We start from the raw sequence: 14406 nt of genomic DNA on the forward strand, positions 1-14406 counted from the left end.
GCTACCCTTTCAATGGCCTAAAGCAAGCTAAACAGTGGTTGATTAAAGGAGCTCGGTATTCATCTTTGGTCGTACGGCCGTGATGGGATGGATTTAAAAGCCCGTTATAGCAGCGTTTCTAGCCATCGTGTTTTACGAAGTCAGCCTTCTTGAACGTCGATTTGAGCCCTTGGGATGCATGTTTCAAGATCACGTAAGCGTTACCTGAAAGTTACAAGAACCACACCCAATAACGACAACCGTAGAGAGTCTATCCCATGCGGAAACAACTGTTTGCCACGCTGGCTACCCTAGGCATGCTAACGACGGCGCCGTTCGTCTTGGCGAATCCCATCGAAATCCAAGTTAACAACACCATGAGTGAGGGCGGTTCGGAAAGTGCTGCGGTGGAGCGCTTTGCTGAGTACTTAGAAGAACAGGCACCGGGTCGCTTCGATGTTCGTCCCTTCCTGGCGGGTTCATTGGGCGGCGAAAATGCCGTTTTGGAACTACTGAACCTTGGTCAAACCCAGCTCTCTATCACTGGCGGTAACTGGCGCCAGCAGTACGCGCCTGAATACGATGCCATTACTGTGCCCTTTGTGTTCTCAACCTGGGACGAAGTCGATGCCTATATGGAGAGCCCCTCCGGCCAGGCGTTGATTGAAAAGGCGGAGAGTCAGGGCGGCCTTAAATACTTCGGCACCCAGCACCGCGGCCCGCGCCACATGACCGCCAATAAAGCCATCGAAACCCCGGAAGATCTTGATGGTTTCCGCATGCGCCTTCCTGCGCTGCCAGTATGGATGGAAGTGTGGGAAGAGATCGGCGCCCAGGTCGTCAATGTGCCCGCTCCCGAAATTTACCTTGCCATGCAAACGGGGCAGGTTGATGGTCACGAGAACTCGCTCTCATCGCCCTATACCCGCCGCCTGTGGGAAGTGCAGGATCATCTCATCATGACCAGCCATGTGCAGTTCCCGTGGAACTGGGTGGCGAGTGCGCGCTGGTGGGAAGGTCTTGAAGCCGAGGATCAGGAACTGATCGAAGAGGCCATTCATGTGGCGCGTCAGCACGGTACCGAGCGTGAGCGCGAACTCGATGAGTACTACCTGGAAGCACTGCAGGACGAAGGCATGACGGTTATTGAGCCTGATATTGCCGCTTTCCGCGAAGCCGCGTTACCGGCGATTGATCGTGTCATGGCCGAAATGGCCGACGGTGTTCGTGAAGATGCCCTGGGTAACCAGAGCGAGTAACACACCTTTGGCAAAAACAGCGGCGGCCCATTGGGCTGTCGCTGTTTTACAAGACAAGCCAGTTTTTCATGACAAATAAGTTTTCATAACCAAAAAAAAGACGTCAGGGTAAGGAGTTCTGCTGTGGAAGACGCTGTAGCGCCCAGCCAAGGGCCGGATCGAATCGCTTTCTATACGCTGCGCGGCGTCACCCGCCTGTGCGATGGGGTAGGCGTGGCGTTAATGGCGGCCATCCTGCTATTGATCGTGGCGGCGGTCATTGCCCGCGACTTGTTGGGGCTGGGCATGCCCTGGACCGAAGAAGTAGCGTCTATGTTGGCCATCTACGCGATTGGCTTTGGCTCGCTATCGGCGTGGGTGCGCAGTGAACACCTGGTGGTCGATCTGTTTAGCCACAAGCTTTCCGGGCTGGGTAAGAATATTCAGTATCGGTTTACTGCACTGGTTTCCTGCGGTTTTTTTGCGCTTGCTGCTTGGGGTGCATGGATCATGTCGGACATGAGCGCCAACAATAAAACCGTCTCGTTAAGTATCAGCTTCAGCTATCTCTATTACGGCATCTTTTTCAGCTTTGTGGGCATGGCGCTGATTGCCCTTTGGCAAACTTTGCGCGGCCCGGTGGCGTGGTTGGAAACGTCCCATGAAGAGGAGGCTTCTCAACCATGACCGAACTACTGATTTTCGTCGGTGGCCTGTTAGTACTGATGGCCATTGGCTTGCCTGTGGTGGTCGCCATTGGCGTGACCTCCTTTATCGCCCTGGTGGCTACTGGTACCGGTGGGCTGCCCGTTGAGTTACTGCCGCTGCGCATGGTGCAAACGCTCAATAACTTTACCCTGCTGGCGATACCGTTGTTTATTCTGGCCGCCAACATCATGAATATTGGCTCCACCACTACGCGTATTTTCGACTTCGCCACCGCGCTGGTGGGCTTTACCAAGGGCGGCCTGGGTCACGCGAATGTGGTGGCTAGCTCCATTTTTGCCACTATGTCGGGCACTGCCGTTGCCGATGCCGCAGGGCTTGGTAGCATCGAAATCAAAGCCATGAAAGAGCGTGGCTATGCGCTGGATTACTCCACCGGTGTTACCGCTGCTTCCAGCGTTATTGGGCCGATTCTGCCGCCCAGTATTGCCTTGGTTGTGTACGGCTGGTTAGCCAATGTGAGCATTGGCGGGCTGTTTATGGCGGGGCTGCTGCCGGGTATTTTGATGGCGCTGCTGCTGATGGGGATGACCGTGCTACTGGCTGCCAGTGGCAAGGTGGTGATGCCCAAGCCCACACCCTTTGATGCCTGCGAAGTCGCCCGTACCGGTAGGCGTGCCATCTTGCCATTAATGATGCCGGCGATTATCGTCGGTGGTATTTGGGGTGGTTTCTTCACACCCACCGAGGCGGGTGCTATTGCCTCGCTCTACGCGGTAATTCTAGGCGGGCTGATCTACCGTGACTTGAACTGGCGAGACCTCTATAACGCTTTCCGCCGTACCCTGATGTTCAGTGCAGTGATCCTGCTGATTATTGCGGTCTCCAGCTTTTATGGCTGGATCCTGGTGCGTATGGGGATCCCTCAGGCGTTGGCGGGGCAGGTGGCCAGCATCGATATGCCAACGATCCTGCTGTTGCTCTGCTTTGCGCTGTTCTTCCTGCTTATCGGCTGCTTTATGTCGGTGATTGAAAGCATCCTGATTTTTACCCCGATTGTGGTTCCCGCGGCGCTAAGTGCCGGATTAGACCCCGTGCATTTCGGTATTGTGATGGTGATCACGCTTTCAGTAGGGGTTATTACCCCGCCCTTTGGCACGGTGCTGTTCCTGATGGTGGGCATCACACGGTTGCGCTACGGCCAGGTCGTCACAGCGATCATGCCGTTCTTACTGCCGATTATCGCCACCATTCTACTGCTCATCGCCGTGCCGGGGCTGGCTACTTGGCTGCCAGACGTTATGGGGTATTGATGAAAAGGAAAGCGAATGAAAATGCCGCACAACGCGTTTAAGCAGCAGCTGCTGGCGGGGCAGCCCCAGACGGGGATTTGGCTCGGCTTGGCCAGCGCCTACACCGCCGAGATCGCTGCCACGGCAGGCTTCGACTGGCTGCTGCTTGACGCCGAGCATGCTCCCAACGATGTATCGAGCCTGCTTGCTCAACTACAGGCACTGGCCCCCTATGACAGCCACCCGGTGGTGCGTCCGCCCACCGGGGATACGGTGCTGATCAAGCGCTACCTGGATATTGGCGTTCAGAACCTGTTAATCCCCATGGTGGATACGGCCGAGCAGGCTGCCCAGCTGGTGGCGGCCACACGCTATCCACCCCGCGGTAGTCGCGGCGTTGGTCATGTGCTGGCACGCGCCTCGCGCTGGGGGCAGGCAGAAGACTACCTCTCCCGCGCCGATGACGAAATCTGCCTAATGCTGCAGGTGGAGAGCCCCCAGGCACTTGCCAATCTGGAGGCAATCGCCGCAGTAGAAGGTGTCGATGGGGTGTTCATTGGCCCGGCGGATTTATCGGCCTCAATGGGGCACCTGGGCAACGCCAGTCATCCTGACGTCACCGCGGCGATTAGCGATGCTATCACCACAATACGTGCGGCAGGGAAGGCCGCAGGTATCGTGACGGTGGATGAGCAGGCAGCCCGCGGCTATCTTGCAGCGGGCTGCACCTTTGTTGGGGTGGGTATAGATACCCTGCTCTATGCCAATGCCCTGCGCGGTCTGGCGGAGCGGTTCAGGCACGAATGAACAAAGCGTCGGGGTTACTCCACGGCAGGCAAGATCCTGCCTGGATTCATCAGCCCCTTGGGGTCGAACAGCGCCTTAACGCCGCTGACCAGTTCCCGCTCAACAGGCGATAGCCGTGCCAGGTAGGGTGCCTGCTTGGTGCGGCCAATGCCGTGCTCGGCGCTGATGCTGCCGTTGAAACCGTCAAGTACCTCAAACAGCCGCTCCTCCAGGTCGTGCAGGTGGGCTTTCTTATCGCTATCCGCCATTGCCGTGGGCGGTAGAATGTTGAAGTGCAGATTGCCGTCGCCCACATGCCCGTAGGCAATAATTTCGCACTCGGGCGACGCCGCTATCACCACCTCGCTTGCCCGGGTAACGAAATCGGGTATCGTCGAGATGGGCACCGAGATATCGGTACGCAGGTGCTCACCGCGCCGCCGCTGGCCTTCCAGCATGCTTTCACGGAACTGCCATAGCTGGGCGGATTGGGTGTCGCTGGAAGCCAGCGCGCCATCCAGCACCAGCTCGCGCTCCATGCCGGTTTCCAGCAGCGCTTCCAACATCGAACCCAGATCCACTGGCCCCGTGGCCGCGACCTCCATCAGCACGTACCAGGGGTACGCGTCTTCAAGCGGGTCACGCAGCTCTGGCGTCGCTTCAATCGCCAGTTCGATACAGCGGCGAGGAATCAGCTCAAAAGCCGTCAGCAGGTCGCAGCACTCCCGGCGCGCCAGACCATACAGGTTGATGACCGCTTGGACGGAGGGCAGGCCCAGTAGAGCAGTCCGGTTCTGGGTAGTGCGTGGTGAAAGCTTTAACACTGCGCCCGTAACAATACCCAGCGTACCTTCACTACCGAGAAACAATTGCTGAAGGTCGTAACCACGGTTGTCCTTGTGCAGCGCATTCAGGCTTTCCCAGACGCGCCCATCGGGCAGCACCACTTCAAGCCCCAGCACCAGCTCGCGCATCATGCCGTAGCGGAGTACGTTAAGTCCGCCCGCATTGGTGGCAATATTGCCACCAATCTGACAACTGCCTTGGGCGCCCAGCGAGAGCGGAAAGTCACAGTCATGATCAAAAGCTGCCAGCTTGACGTTCTCAAGGATGCAGCCAGCGTCTACGGTAATGGTGAAGTTAATCGGATCAATGGCGCGCACGCTATTTAAGCGCTCAAGACTGATCACCAACTCCTGATCATTGGCAGCGGGCAAGGCGCCCGCCACCAGACCGCTATGGCCGCCCTGGGGCGTCATCGCGATTCCTTGGGCGTAGCAGCGCTTTACCACCTCGGCGACTTCTTCCGTGTTAGCCGGACGGGCCACCGCCAGCGGTGTGCCCAGCGTATCCCCCGCCCAGTCGCTAACGTAGCGCGCTATGGCGTCTGGTTCGCGCAGCAGGCCTCGCTCGCCGAGCAGGCTGATTAGCTCATTTAGAAAGGAGGTGGTGTCTGTCATTCATTCTCTTCCTGCCAGGCCGCGCCCTCGGGGAAGCGGTGCTGTGCTTGGGATTCTGCGTGCATGGCGATACTGTAACCTGGCGCTTCAGGCACTTGATAGCGGCCACGGTTGATTACTACTGGGTCGATAAAGTGTTCGTGCAAGTGATCCACATACTCAAGCACGCGACCTTCAAGGCTGCCGGATACCGCGATATAGTCGAATAGGGAGATATGCTGGGTGTACTCGCACAGACCGACGCCACCGCCGTGGGGGCAAATCGGCACGCCGAACTTGGCGGCCATCAGCGTTACTAAAATCACTTCGTTAAGCCCGCCCAAACGTGCCGCATCGAGCTGGCAATAGTCGATGGCATCCGCCTGGAAGAACTGTTTGAACATCACTTTGTTGTGACAGTGCTCGCCAGTGGCGACGCCGATAGGCGCAACCCGGTGGCGGATTTCGGCGTGGCCGAGAATGTCGTCAGGGCTGGTGGGCTCTTCTATCCATAGCGGGTCAAATTCGGCCAGCCGACGCATCTTGGTGATCGTCTCGTCGACTTCCCACACCTGGTTGGCGTCCATCATCAGCACGTTGTCCCAGCCGATCTCTTCGCGCAGCAGCGCCGCTCGGCGGGCATCCTCTTCGATGTCGCCGCCAATCTTCTGTTTGAAGTGAGTCCAGCCTTCGGCCAGCGCTTCACGCGCCAGACCGCGCACTTTCTCGTCGCTGTAACCCAGCCAGCCCGCTGATGTGGTGTAGCCGGGGTAGCCGTCACTGCGCATTTCGGCTTCCCGTGCGGCCTTGCCGGGGGCTTGGCGGCGTAGCAGGCAGATCGCTTCTTCCGGCGTTAGTGCATCAGCCACAAAGCGGAAGTCGAGACAGCGAACCAGCTGTTCCGGCGTCATGTCCACCAGCAACTTCCAGACCGGCTTACCTTCGTTTTTCGCCCACATATCCCACACGGCGTTAACGATAGCGGCGGTGGCTAGGTGAATTGCGCCTTTATCGGGGCCGATCCAACGCAGCTGGCTGTCGCCAGTAATTTCTCGCCAGAACGTGCCCATGTTGTCGGTTATCGACTCAAGCGTTCGTCCCTCGATCAGCGGCGCTAGGGAGTGCAAAGCGGTCACCACAATCTCGTTGCCGCGGCCAATGGTAAAAGTTAAGCCGTGCCCCTCGGGGCTGCTGTCATCGGTGTGCAGGATGACGTAGGCGGCGGAGTAGTCCGGCGCGGCATTCATGGCATCCGAGCCATCCAGAGAACGCGAGGTGGGAAAACGAATATCCTGGATCTCGACGCGAGTGATGGTTGTCATTGTGCGCTCCTAGGCTGTGATATGAGTGGCGTATTGATTGTTAGAATCAGCGGCGCGCTAAGTGGCGCATCAGTTCGCGAATACCGTAGGTCCAGGGCGGCAATTGATCGCTTCTGCCTACCCGGTTGACCAGGGCGCCCAGGGCCGGGGTGGTGATGGTGACGCGATCACCCAGGTGATGGGTAAAGCCCTGGCCTTCCCCGTCGCGATCCTGAATGGGCGAAAACATGGTACCGAGGAACAGCATAAAACCATCCGGATATTGGTGGTGGTCGCCGATAGTTTGGCTTACCAAGTCCAGCGGGTCGCGGCTGATTTCGCGCATATCGCTCTCGCCCTGGAGCAAGAAGTCGTCATCCTCACCCTCGATACGTAGCGATACCTGGCAGTTGCGCACGCTGTCGATATCGAAATGGTCATCAAATAGGCGAATGAAGGGGCCAATGGAGCAGGAGGCGTTGTTGTCTTTTGCCTTGCCGAGTAACAGTGCGCTGCGCCCCTCCACGTCGCGCAAGTTGACGTCGTTGCCTAAGGTCGCGCCACGCACCTGACCACGGCTATCGACTGCCAGGACAATTTCCGGCTCGGGATTATTCCACTGCGAGGACGGGTGCAAGCCCACCGGGGTGCCAAAACCAACTGATGAGAGTGGCTGGGCTTTGGTAAATACCTCCGCATCGGGGCCGATGCCGACTTCCATATATTGCGACCACCCACCGCGCGCTTGAAGCGCTTTTTTAAGCGACATCGCCTCTTCAGAACCCGGCGCAATCTTGGAAAGGTCGGTGCCGATCAGTGCCTGCAGGTCGTTGCGCAGCTCCACCGCTCGTGCTGGGTCGCCGCCCGCTTGCTCTTCGATCACTCGCTCTAACAAACTCACAGCGAAGGTGACGCCGCAGGCTTTAACGGCCTGAACATCGCAGGGGGCTAGCAGGTAGGGCGCTTGTGGTTGGGGTAACTGAGAGTTTTCCAGCAGTGCCTCGACACTACCTAGGTTGGGGCCTTCCGCTCGCTGCACTACCGCTTGTAGGTCGTCGCGTTCCAGCAGGTCAGCCATGGTGGGCCCATAGGCGGTAATGTCGATCACCTGACCGTTGTTGACGGTCACTAGCGCGGGGCCAGGATGGCTGCCCTCCAGCCAAACGCGGCCAACCAGCAGCGCGTTACCCAGGTCGGCGGGAAGTGTGTCCGTCGATGAAAGTGGATTCATGTACTTCTCCATTCGTTCTTAGAATTAGTTTTAATCGTTAGCAGTGGTAGGAGACTGGCGCTAAACACGCCATCGCCTATCATGTTATAGATGTCGCTTTGTATGACAGGTATGCCAGTTCATTGCTTACTTTAGCGCACCGCTCCATTTCGGGTCGATAGTTAAATCTATCTAGAGGACGACGGTTTCGCTAAGTGTGGCTCTCACAATAAAAGCAAAAGTGTTAAGGAGAATTTCATGTTAGACGAGTGGAACGGTAAGCGAGTACTTATCACCGGTGCTAGCCGTGGCATTGGCGCGGCTGTGGCGAAGCAATTGGGGGCGCTGGGAGCGCATGTAGCGGTGCACTATCACAACAGTGAAGCGCCCGCTGAAGCAGTGGCTAAGGCGATTCGCGATGCGGGTGGGGAAGCCTTTACCGTTAAAGCAGACGTCAGCCACACCAGCGAGACCCAAAAACTCGTCGACGATGCCGCCGAGCGTCTGGGCGGTTTAGACCTGTTGATCAATAACGCGGGGGACATGCTGGGCCGGGTTGGCTTAGGTGAGATGGACGATGACCAATATGACCGGGTCATGGATCTCAATGTCCGTTCAGTGATTATGGCTAGTCGGGCGGCGCTACCGCATTTTCGTCGCGCAGGTGGCGGCAATATTATTCACACTACCTCGATTGCCGCACGTAATGGCGGCGGGGGAGGCGCTGGCCTATACGCCTCAGCAAAAGGCTTTGTGAGCACGATAACGCGAAATATGGCCAAGGAACTTGCCGGGGATAATATCCGCGTGAATGCTGTGGCCCCCGGTACGATTGCGACCGATTTTCATGAGCGCCACTCAAGCGATGCTCATCTAAACGCAGCTCGGGCATCGATTCCCATGGGGCGTTTGGGCACGGCGGAAGAGTGCGTGGGCGCGTACGTTTTTCTGGCGACCGATACGCTCAGTGGCTATGTCACTGGTCAAATCATTGAGGTCAACGGCGGGCAGTTAATGCCATGAATAGCTCCCCACGCTGTTATGAAATTGCTATCACCATGGGCGACCCTGCTGGCATCGGCCCTGAGATTATTTGCCGCGCGCTGAGTGCTATGTCCGCCACCGAACGTGCCACGGCGATGGTCATCGGTGACCCGGCTATTTATCGCCGTGCGGCGGCAAGTGTTGGTGTTGTGCTTGAGTTCGTGCCATTGGAGCAGGCAGAGAGCGATAAGGATTGTGTGGCGGTCGGTGTGGTCGAGGTGCCGAAAGGCGTTGAGATTGCTGATGGTCAAATTAGCGCCGGTGCGGGTGATATGGCGTTTCGCTGCGTTCATAAAGCCGTGGAATTGGTGCAGGCGGGGCGGGCGCAGGTGATTGTCACCGCCCCGCTGAACAAGGCGGCGTTGCATGAATCTGGGCACCATTACGATGGCCACACCGGGATGCTGGCATCGCTGACCGGTGCGCCCTCGTCGTTTATGCTGCTGGCATCTGAGACGCTTTCGACGCTGCATGTTTCCACTCACGTGTCGCTACGTGATGCGATCGACCGGGTGACCCCTGAACGCATCATTGCCACCGTTGAAGCAGGACACGCGCACTTGCTCGCGTTGGGTATGAATGCCCCGCGCATTGCCGTGGCAGGCCTCAACCCGCACTGCGGTGAAGGGGGGATTTTTGGCGACGAAGATAGTCGCTGTATCGCCCCAGCGGTGGAACGCTTGCGGGAACGGGGTTTTGATGTGAGCGGGCCGATCTCTGCGGATACGGTGTTTTACCGCGCTTCGAAAGGCGAGTTCGATTTGGTCATCGCCCAGTATCACGACCAGGGCCATATTCCCGTCAAACTGATTGCTTTTGATACCACGGTCAATGTCAGCCTTGGCTTGCCGCTGCAGCGTACCTCGGTGGATCACGGCACCGCCTTTGATATTGCCTGGCAGGGCAAAGCCGATGCCACCAACATGGGGTCAGCGATTGCCTATGCGCGACGGTTAGCCAGTGGCGCCAAGGCATGAGCGGCTGCCGATTGGCGATTATTGCCGATGATCTTTCGGGCGCGCTGGACACTTCAGCACCCTTTGCCGCGCGAGGCGCAGATGTCCGCGTGGTGATTAGCCTGGAGGCATTAGCGACAACGCTAGAGGCATGGCAAGGCCAGTGGCCAGAGGTCATCGCCGTGAATACCCAGTCCCGCCATCTGCAATCTGAGGAGGCGGCGCTTCGGGTAAGCGAAGCAGTGCGTTTGCTCACGCGAGTCGCGCCGCAGGAGTGGTTCAAGAAAGTCGATTCAACCCTGCGTGGCCAAGTAGTCGCAGAGTGCACAGCACTGCGGGAAGCGCTTGGCTTTCCCCTGCTGTTGGCTCCTGCGGTACCGGCCCAGGGGCGAGCAGTGCGTAATGCCGAAGTGTGGGTGGACGGCATTCCACTGGCTGATACCACCTACCAACAGGATGCCCTCTCAACACCTCTGATCGGCCCCATTGATCAGGCATTTGCCGTCAGCGGACAACCGCTGCAGCGCTATCGCTCTGGTCAGGGCGCTCAACTCCCTAACGGGGACTGTATCGCCGATGCCCAAAGCGACGAGGAGCTTGCTGCGCTCTATCAGCTCGTGTCGAGTGCTGGCTGCCGCCGAGCAATGGCGGGGGCTGCGGGGCTGGCAACGGCTATCGCCCAGCGCTTTTTCGGGCGGCCTGATGCACCATTTCGAGCGTTGAATAGCGTCAATGCAGTGCTTTATGCCATCGGTTCTAGAAGCTCTCGTGCTGCCGAACAGCTCCAACAGTTGCGACAATACGTGCCCGGTTTGGCCGTGATTAAAGCGTGTACCGAGCCCTCTGCTACACCCTGTAATAGTAGCCCTGTCTTAGGGGCCTATGTGGTCGTGCCCGGAGAGAGTGAGGAACGCACGGCAAACCAAGTCGCCGAGTCGATGGCTTCCAAAGTGGCCGACCTTACGTCTGCCTGGCGGGACGATGATCCGTGTTTGCTATTCTTAACCGGTGGGGATATCGCCATGGCCGTGCTGACTCAACTGGGGGTGAGTTATATCTGTGTCGAAACGGAGTGGTCACCCGGGGTGGCGCTAGGGAGTATGGATGGCGATAGGCGAAAGCGAGTGATGACTAAAGCAGGTGGCTTTGGCGATCCTCAGTTGCTTGTGCGCTTACACCATCAGTTTGCTCCACGGCTTGTAACATCATAGGCACTACTAAAATCGTTACCTGGATAGTTGCGCGATTGCGGGCAGCCAACTAAGTTTGAAGCTGGTGGTATGACACGTATACAGTACTGTGATCGGTTACGTTGGTTGCCGCCGCTTAAAAAATAACCAATACATCACAATAAATAGCAGCAAATCACACTATCCAACAACAAATCCAATGGTTGTGAGGAGTACACGATGAGTCACAAACGCCAACACTCGCTTAAGATGGCCCGCCTGCTGACCGCTACGCTTATCGCCGGTGGTCTCTCAGTGACCGGTGCTGTGCATGCGCAAGAAGAACTCACCTTTGCTCACGTCTATGAGACATCCGAGCCCTACCACGAGTGGGCACTGTGGGCGGCAGATGAAATCGAGGAGCGTACTGATGGCCGTTATTCGATCAGTGTCCACCCGGCGTCATCACTGGGTAAGGAGTCGGACATCAACGAAGGCCTACAGCTTGGCACGGTTGATCTGATCTACACCGGCAACCAATTTGCCGGTCGTTTCTATGGCCCGGTGGGGATCGCTGGCGCGCCCTATATGTTCCGCGATTTTGACCATTGGCAGGCCTATGCTGATAGCGACCTGTTCAAGGAAATCGCCCAGGGCTACCAGGATGAAACCGGTAACGTACCGCTGGCCATGAACTACTACGGGCGTCGCCATGTAACCTCCAACGAACCGATCAATACGCCGGAGGACATGCAAGACCTGAAAATTCGTACGCCCAATGCGCCAATGTACATGATGTTCCCCGAAGCGGTGGGCGCCAACCCCACTCCGATCGCTTTCTCCGAGGTTTATCTGGCGCTGCAGCAAGGTGTGGTGGATGCTCAGGAAAACCCACTGCCGACCATTCGCGCCAAAGCGTTTCATGAGGTGCAGGACTATATCAATCTGACCGGGCATATCACCGATTCGCTAATCACCATCGCCGGTGGCCCGTTGTGGAATCGCCTCTCCGAGGAGGATCGTGAGGTTTTCCGTGAGGTCTACACCGAAGCCGGCGAGCGCATCACTCAAGATATCCTGAAATCCGAGGAAGAGCTGGTGGCTTGGTTCGAGGAGCAGGGTGTGACCGTCAACGAAGTCGATATAGAACCCTTCCGCGAAGCCACGATTCCTGCCCATAACGGTGAAGCGGCGACTTGGGATCAGGAAACCTATGATCGTCTGCAGGCTATCGGCCAGTAATCAGGCTATCGGACGGTAATGCCGTGAGGCCTGAGTTTTCCAGAATCCGTACGTTTCCGGGATCGTTTTTTTCGTAGACCAAGACTCGCCCCGCCCAAGCCTCGGGTGGGGCGAAGCGGGAGCCTTCCATGAGCCAAACTGACTCTACTGACGAGACCAGCCTTGCAGGTCTCGACGATGATTCCTTCAACATTCACGACTATGCCCTAGAGGATTTCCTGACGCTTGGGATCTTCTGGCTACTGGCACTGGATGTCTTTATGCAGTTTTTCAGCCGCTATGTGCTGGGTAATTCCATCGCCTGGACGGAGGAGATGGCGCGCTATCTATTGGTTATGGTGGGCTTTATGGGCAGCACCATGGCCGTGCGAAAGGGATCGCATATCGCAGTGGAATTTTTCTATCGCTACATGCCGGGGTGGCTGGGGCGCGTGATGTCGACGCTGGTAGACCTGATCAATATTGCCTTCTTCGCCAGCATGGCCTGGATCACCTTCAAACTGGCTGATCGTACCAGTGCCATGATGACCTCTGTGGATATTCCTAAAAGCTGGCTTTACTACTTGGTGATGGTGGGCTTTATCATCATGCTGGTGAGAGGGGTGGAGGTGGCTATTCGTCACTGGCGCTCGGGCACCAGTGAACTGCTCAATACCCAATAACAACACGCCAACACGCTACTCTCTCGGAGATCACCCCAATGCCCAACATTCTGGCTGTGAGGCGCGGCGGTGCGATAGTACCGCCATTGGTCGCGGCTGTCGCGATACTCGGCTGTATCGCATTGGCCGCCACCCAGCACTATTTACTGTTCCTGTTTGCGGCGCTCTTTACCCTGCTGGTGATGGGGGTACCGATCGCCATTAGTCTTGCCGGCTCGTGCCTGCTGTATGTGCTGCTGACCGGCAGAGTCCCCGATGTTGTCGTGATGCATCGCATGATCAACGGCGTCGACAGCTTTCCCCTGTTGGCGATTCCGTTTTTTATACTCGCCGGTAACCTAATGAACAATGGTGGCATTACTGTGCGGATATTTGACTTTGCCAAGGCCTTGATGGGCTGGATGCGTGGCGGTCTGGGGCACGTCAATGTAGGCGCCAGCATTGTTTTTTCCGGCATGTCAGGAGCCGCAGTCGCCGATGCTGGGGGGCTAGGTACCATTGAAATCAAGGCCATGAAAGATGCCGGTTACGACGAGGAGTTCTCGGTGGGTATCACTGCGGCATCTTCGACCATTGGCCCGATTATTCCGCCGAGTCTGCCGATGGTTATCTATGGCGTAATGGCCTCGGTGTCGGTCGGCCAGTTGTTCGTCGCCGGCCTGATACCGGGCCTGTTAATGGGGCTGGTGCTAATGGCCATGATCACGATCATTTCACGGCGGCGCGGCTATACCCGCGATGCGGTGTTCTCGTTTCCGGTGCTTGGTCATACGTTCAAGCGCGCCTTCCTGTCACTCTTAACACCGGTCATCATCGTCGGCGGCATAATGTCGGGGGCCTTCACTCCTACCGAAGCGGCGATTGCTGCGGTGGTCTACGCCTTGGTGCTGGGGGGAGTGGTTTATCGTAGCCTGACCTGGCGCCGCCTGCTCAAGGTGAGCATGGAAACTATTGAAACCACTGCCGTGATCCTGCTGATCGTCGCTGGTGCCTCGATATTTGCCTGGATCCTGACCAGCAACCAAGTCACGCAGCATGTCGTGACCCTGCTCGGGCCATTTGCCGATAACCCCATAGCCACGCTGATCATCATCAACCTGGTGCTGATTCTGGTGGGCTGCTTTATGGAGACCATCGCGGCGATCACCATCCTGGTGCCGGTATTGTTGCCGGTGGCCATTACCGCTGGCGTCGATCCGGTGCACTTTGGCGTGATCATGGTGCTAAACCTGATGATCGGCTTGTTAACGCCGCCGGTAGGCATGGTGCTGTATGTACTGTCGCGAGTGTCCGGAATTTCCTTCGAGAAATGCATGCGTGGCACGCTGCCGTTCCTGGTGCCGCTGGTCATCGCATTGCTATTGGTTACCTTCATTCCAGCTATCTCGCTGTGGCTGCCAACACTGATTTATCGTTAAGCAT

At 57.4% G+C, this 14406-nt stretch carries 13 protein-coding genes; 10 read left to right on the plus strand and 3 right to left on the minus strand.

Annotated features, from left to right (window positions below; all coding sequences use genetic code 11):
• Positions 1 to 257: 257 nt before the first annotated feature.
• The 4 genes from AC4EYZ_RS16215 to hpaI all read left to right on the plus strand — a co-directional run bounded on the left by AC4EYZ_RS16215 (position 258) and on the right by hpaI (position 3982).
• A complete protein-coding gene (locus tag AC4EYZ_RS16215; RefSeq protein WP_474191106.1) occupies positions 258 to 1238 on the plus strand; it encodes a TRAP transporter substrate-binding protein in 981 nt (326 codons plus the stop codon).
• A gap of 123 nt (positions 1239 to 1361) precedes the next feature.
• A complete protein-coding gene (locus tag AC4EYZ_RS16220) occupies positions 1362 to 1904 on the plus strand; it encodes a TRAP transporter small permease (protein ID WP_141440630.1) in 543 nt (180 codons plus the stop codon).
• Entirely contained in the window at positions 1901 to 3196 is a 1296-nt protein-coding gene (locus tag AC4EYZ_RS16225; protein ID WP_009287487.1) for a TRAP transporter large permease, read from the plus strand. Before AC4EYZ_RS16220 ends, AC4EYZ_RS16225 begins: the two co-directional genes overlap by 4 nt.
• A gap of 15 nt (positions 3197 to 3211) precedes the next feature.
• A complete protein-coding gene (gene hpaI, locus AC4EYZ_RS16230; protein WP_474191105.1) occupies positions 3212 to 3982 on the plus strand; it encodes a 4-hydroxy-2-oxoheptanedioate aldolase in 771 nt (256 codons plus the stop codon).
• A gap of 14 nt (positions 3983 to 3996) precedes the next feature.
• On the opposite strand, the gene AC4EYZ_RS16235 is transcribed toward hpaI, so the two are convergent.
• Genes AC4EYZ_RS16235 through AC4EYZ_RS16245 form a run of 3 tightly spaced genes read right to left on the minus strand, consistent with a single transcriptional unit; the run spans position 3997 to position 7932 of the window.
• Positions 3997 to 5421, minus strand: coding sequence for an FAD-binding oxidoreductase (locus tag AC4EYZ_RS16235; RefSeq protein WP_474191104.1), 1425 nt, complete (start codon positions 5419 to 5421; stop codon positions 3997 to 3999).
• Complete coding sequence (locus AC4EYZ_RS16240) at positions 5418 to 6722, minus strand: L-fuconate dehydratase (RefSeq protein ID WP_474191103.1); 1305 nt, start codon at positions 6720 to 6722, stop codon at positions 5418 to 5420. The genes AC4EYZ_RS16235 and AC4EYZ_RS16240 overlap by 4 nt, the downstream gene beginning before the upstream one ends.
• Before the next feature lie 46 nt (positions 6723 to 6768).
• Positions 6769 to 7932 carry a fumarylacetoacetate hydrolase family protein gene (locus AC4EYZ_RS16245; protein WP_474191102.1) on the minus strand — a complete coding sequence of 388 codons (1164 nt, stop codon included), beginning with the start codon at positions 7930 to 7932 and terminating at the stop codon, positions 6769 to 6771.
• Between the two features lie 237 nt (positions 7933 to 8169).
• Between AC4EYZ_RS16245 and AC4EYZ_RS16250 the strand changes: the two genes are divergently transcribed.
• From AC4EYZ_RS16250 to AC4EYZ_RS16275, 6 genes are all read left to right on the plus strand, one after another.
• The gene (locus tag AC4EYZ_RS16250) at positions 8170 to 8934 is read left to right on the plus strand and encodes an SDR family NAD(P)-dependent oxidoreductase (protein WP_474191101.1); all 765 of its coding nucleotides are present in this window, start codon (positions 8170 to 8172) and stop codon (positions 8932 to 8934) included.
• On the plus strand, positions 8931 to 9932 hold the full coding sequence (pdxA, locus tag AC4EYZ_RS16255; protein WP_159177380.1) for a 4-hydroxythreonine-4-phosphate dehydrogenase PdxA: 1002 nt from the start codon (positions 8931 to 8933) through the stop codon (positions 9930 to 9932). The genes AC4EYZ_RS16250 and pdxA overlap by 4 nt, the downstream gene beginning before the upstream one ends.
• Positions 9929 to 11122, plus strand: coding sequence for a four-carbon acid sugar kinase family protein (locus tag AC4EYZ_RS16260; protein WP_474191099.1), 1194 nt, complete (start codon positions 9929 to 9931; stop codon positions 11120 to 11122). Before pdxA ends, AC4EYZ_RS16260 begins: the two co-directional genes overlap by 4 nt.
• A 198-nt stretch (positions 11123 to 11320) precedes the next feature.
• Positions 11321 to 12322 (plus strand): sialic acid TRAP transporter substrate-binding protein SiaP, encoded by a 1002-nt coding sequence (locus AC4EYZ_RS16265; protein ID WP_190374598.1) that lies wholly within the window; start codon positions 11321 to 11323, stop codon positions 12320 to 12322.
• 128 nt (positions 12323 to 12450) lie between these two features.
• Positions 12451 to 12984 (plus strand): TRAP transporter small permease, encoded by a 534-nt coding sequence (locus AC4EYZ_RS16270; protein ID WP_009287494.1) that lies wholly within the window; start codon positions 12451 to 12453, stop codon positions 12982 to 12984.
• A gap of 38 nt (positions 12985 to 13022) precedes the next feature.
• Positions 13023 to 14402 (plus strand): TRAP transporter large permease, encoded by a 1380-nt coding sequence (locus tag AC4EYZ_RS16275; RefSeq protein ID WP_474191098.1) that lies wholly within the window; start codon positions 13023 to 13025, stop codon positions 14400 to 14402.
• Positions 14403 to 14406 lie beyond the last annotated feature (4 nt).

The organism is Vreelandella sp. 162(4c), from assembly GCF_058152265.1.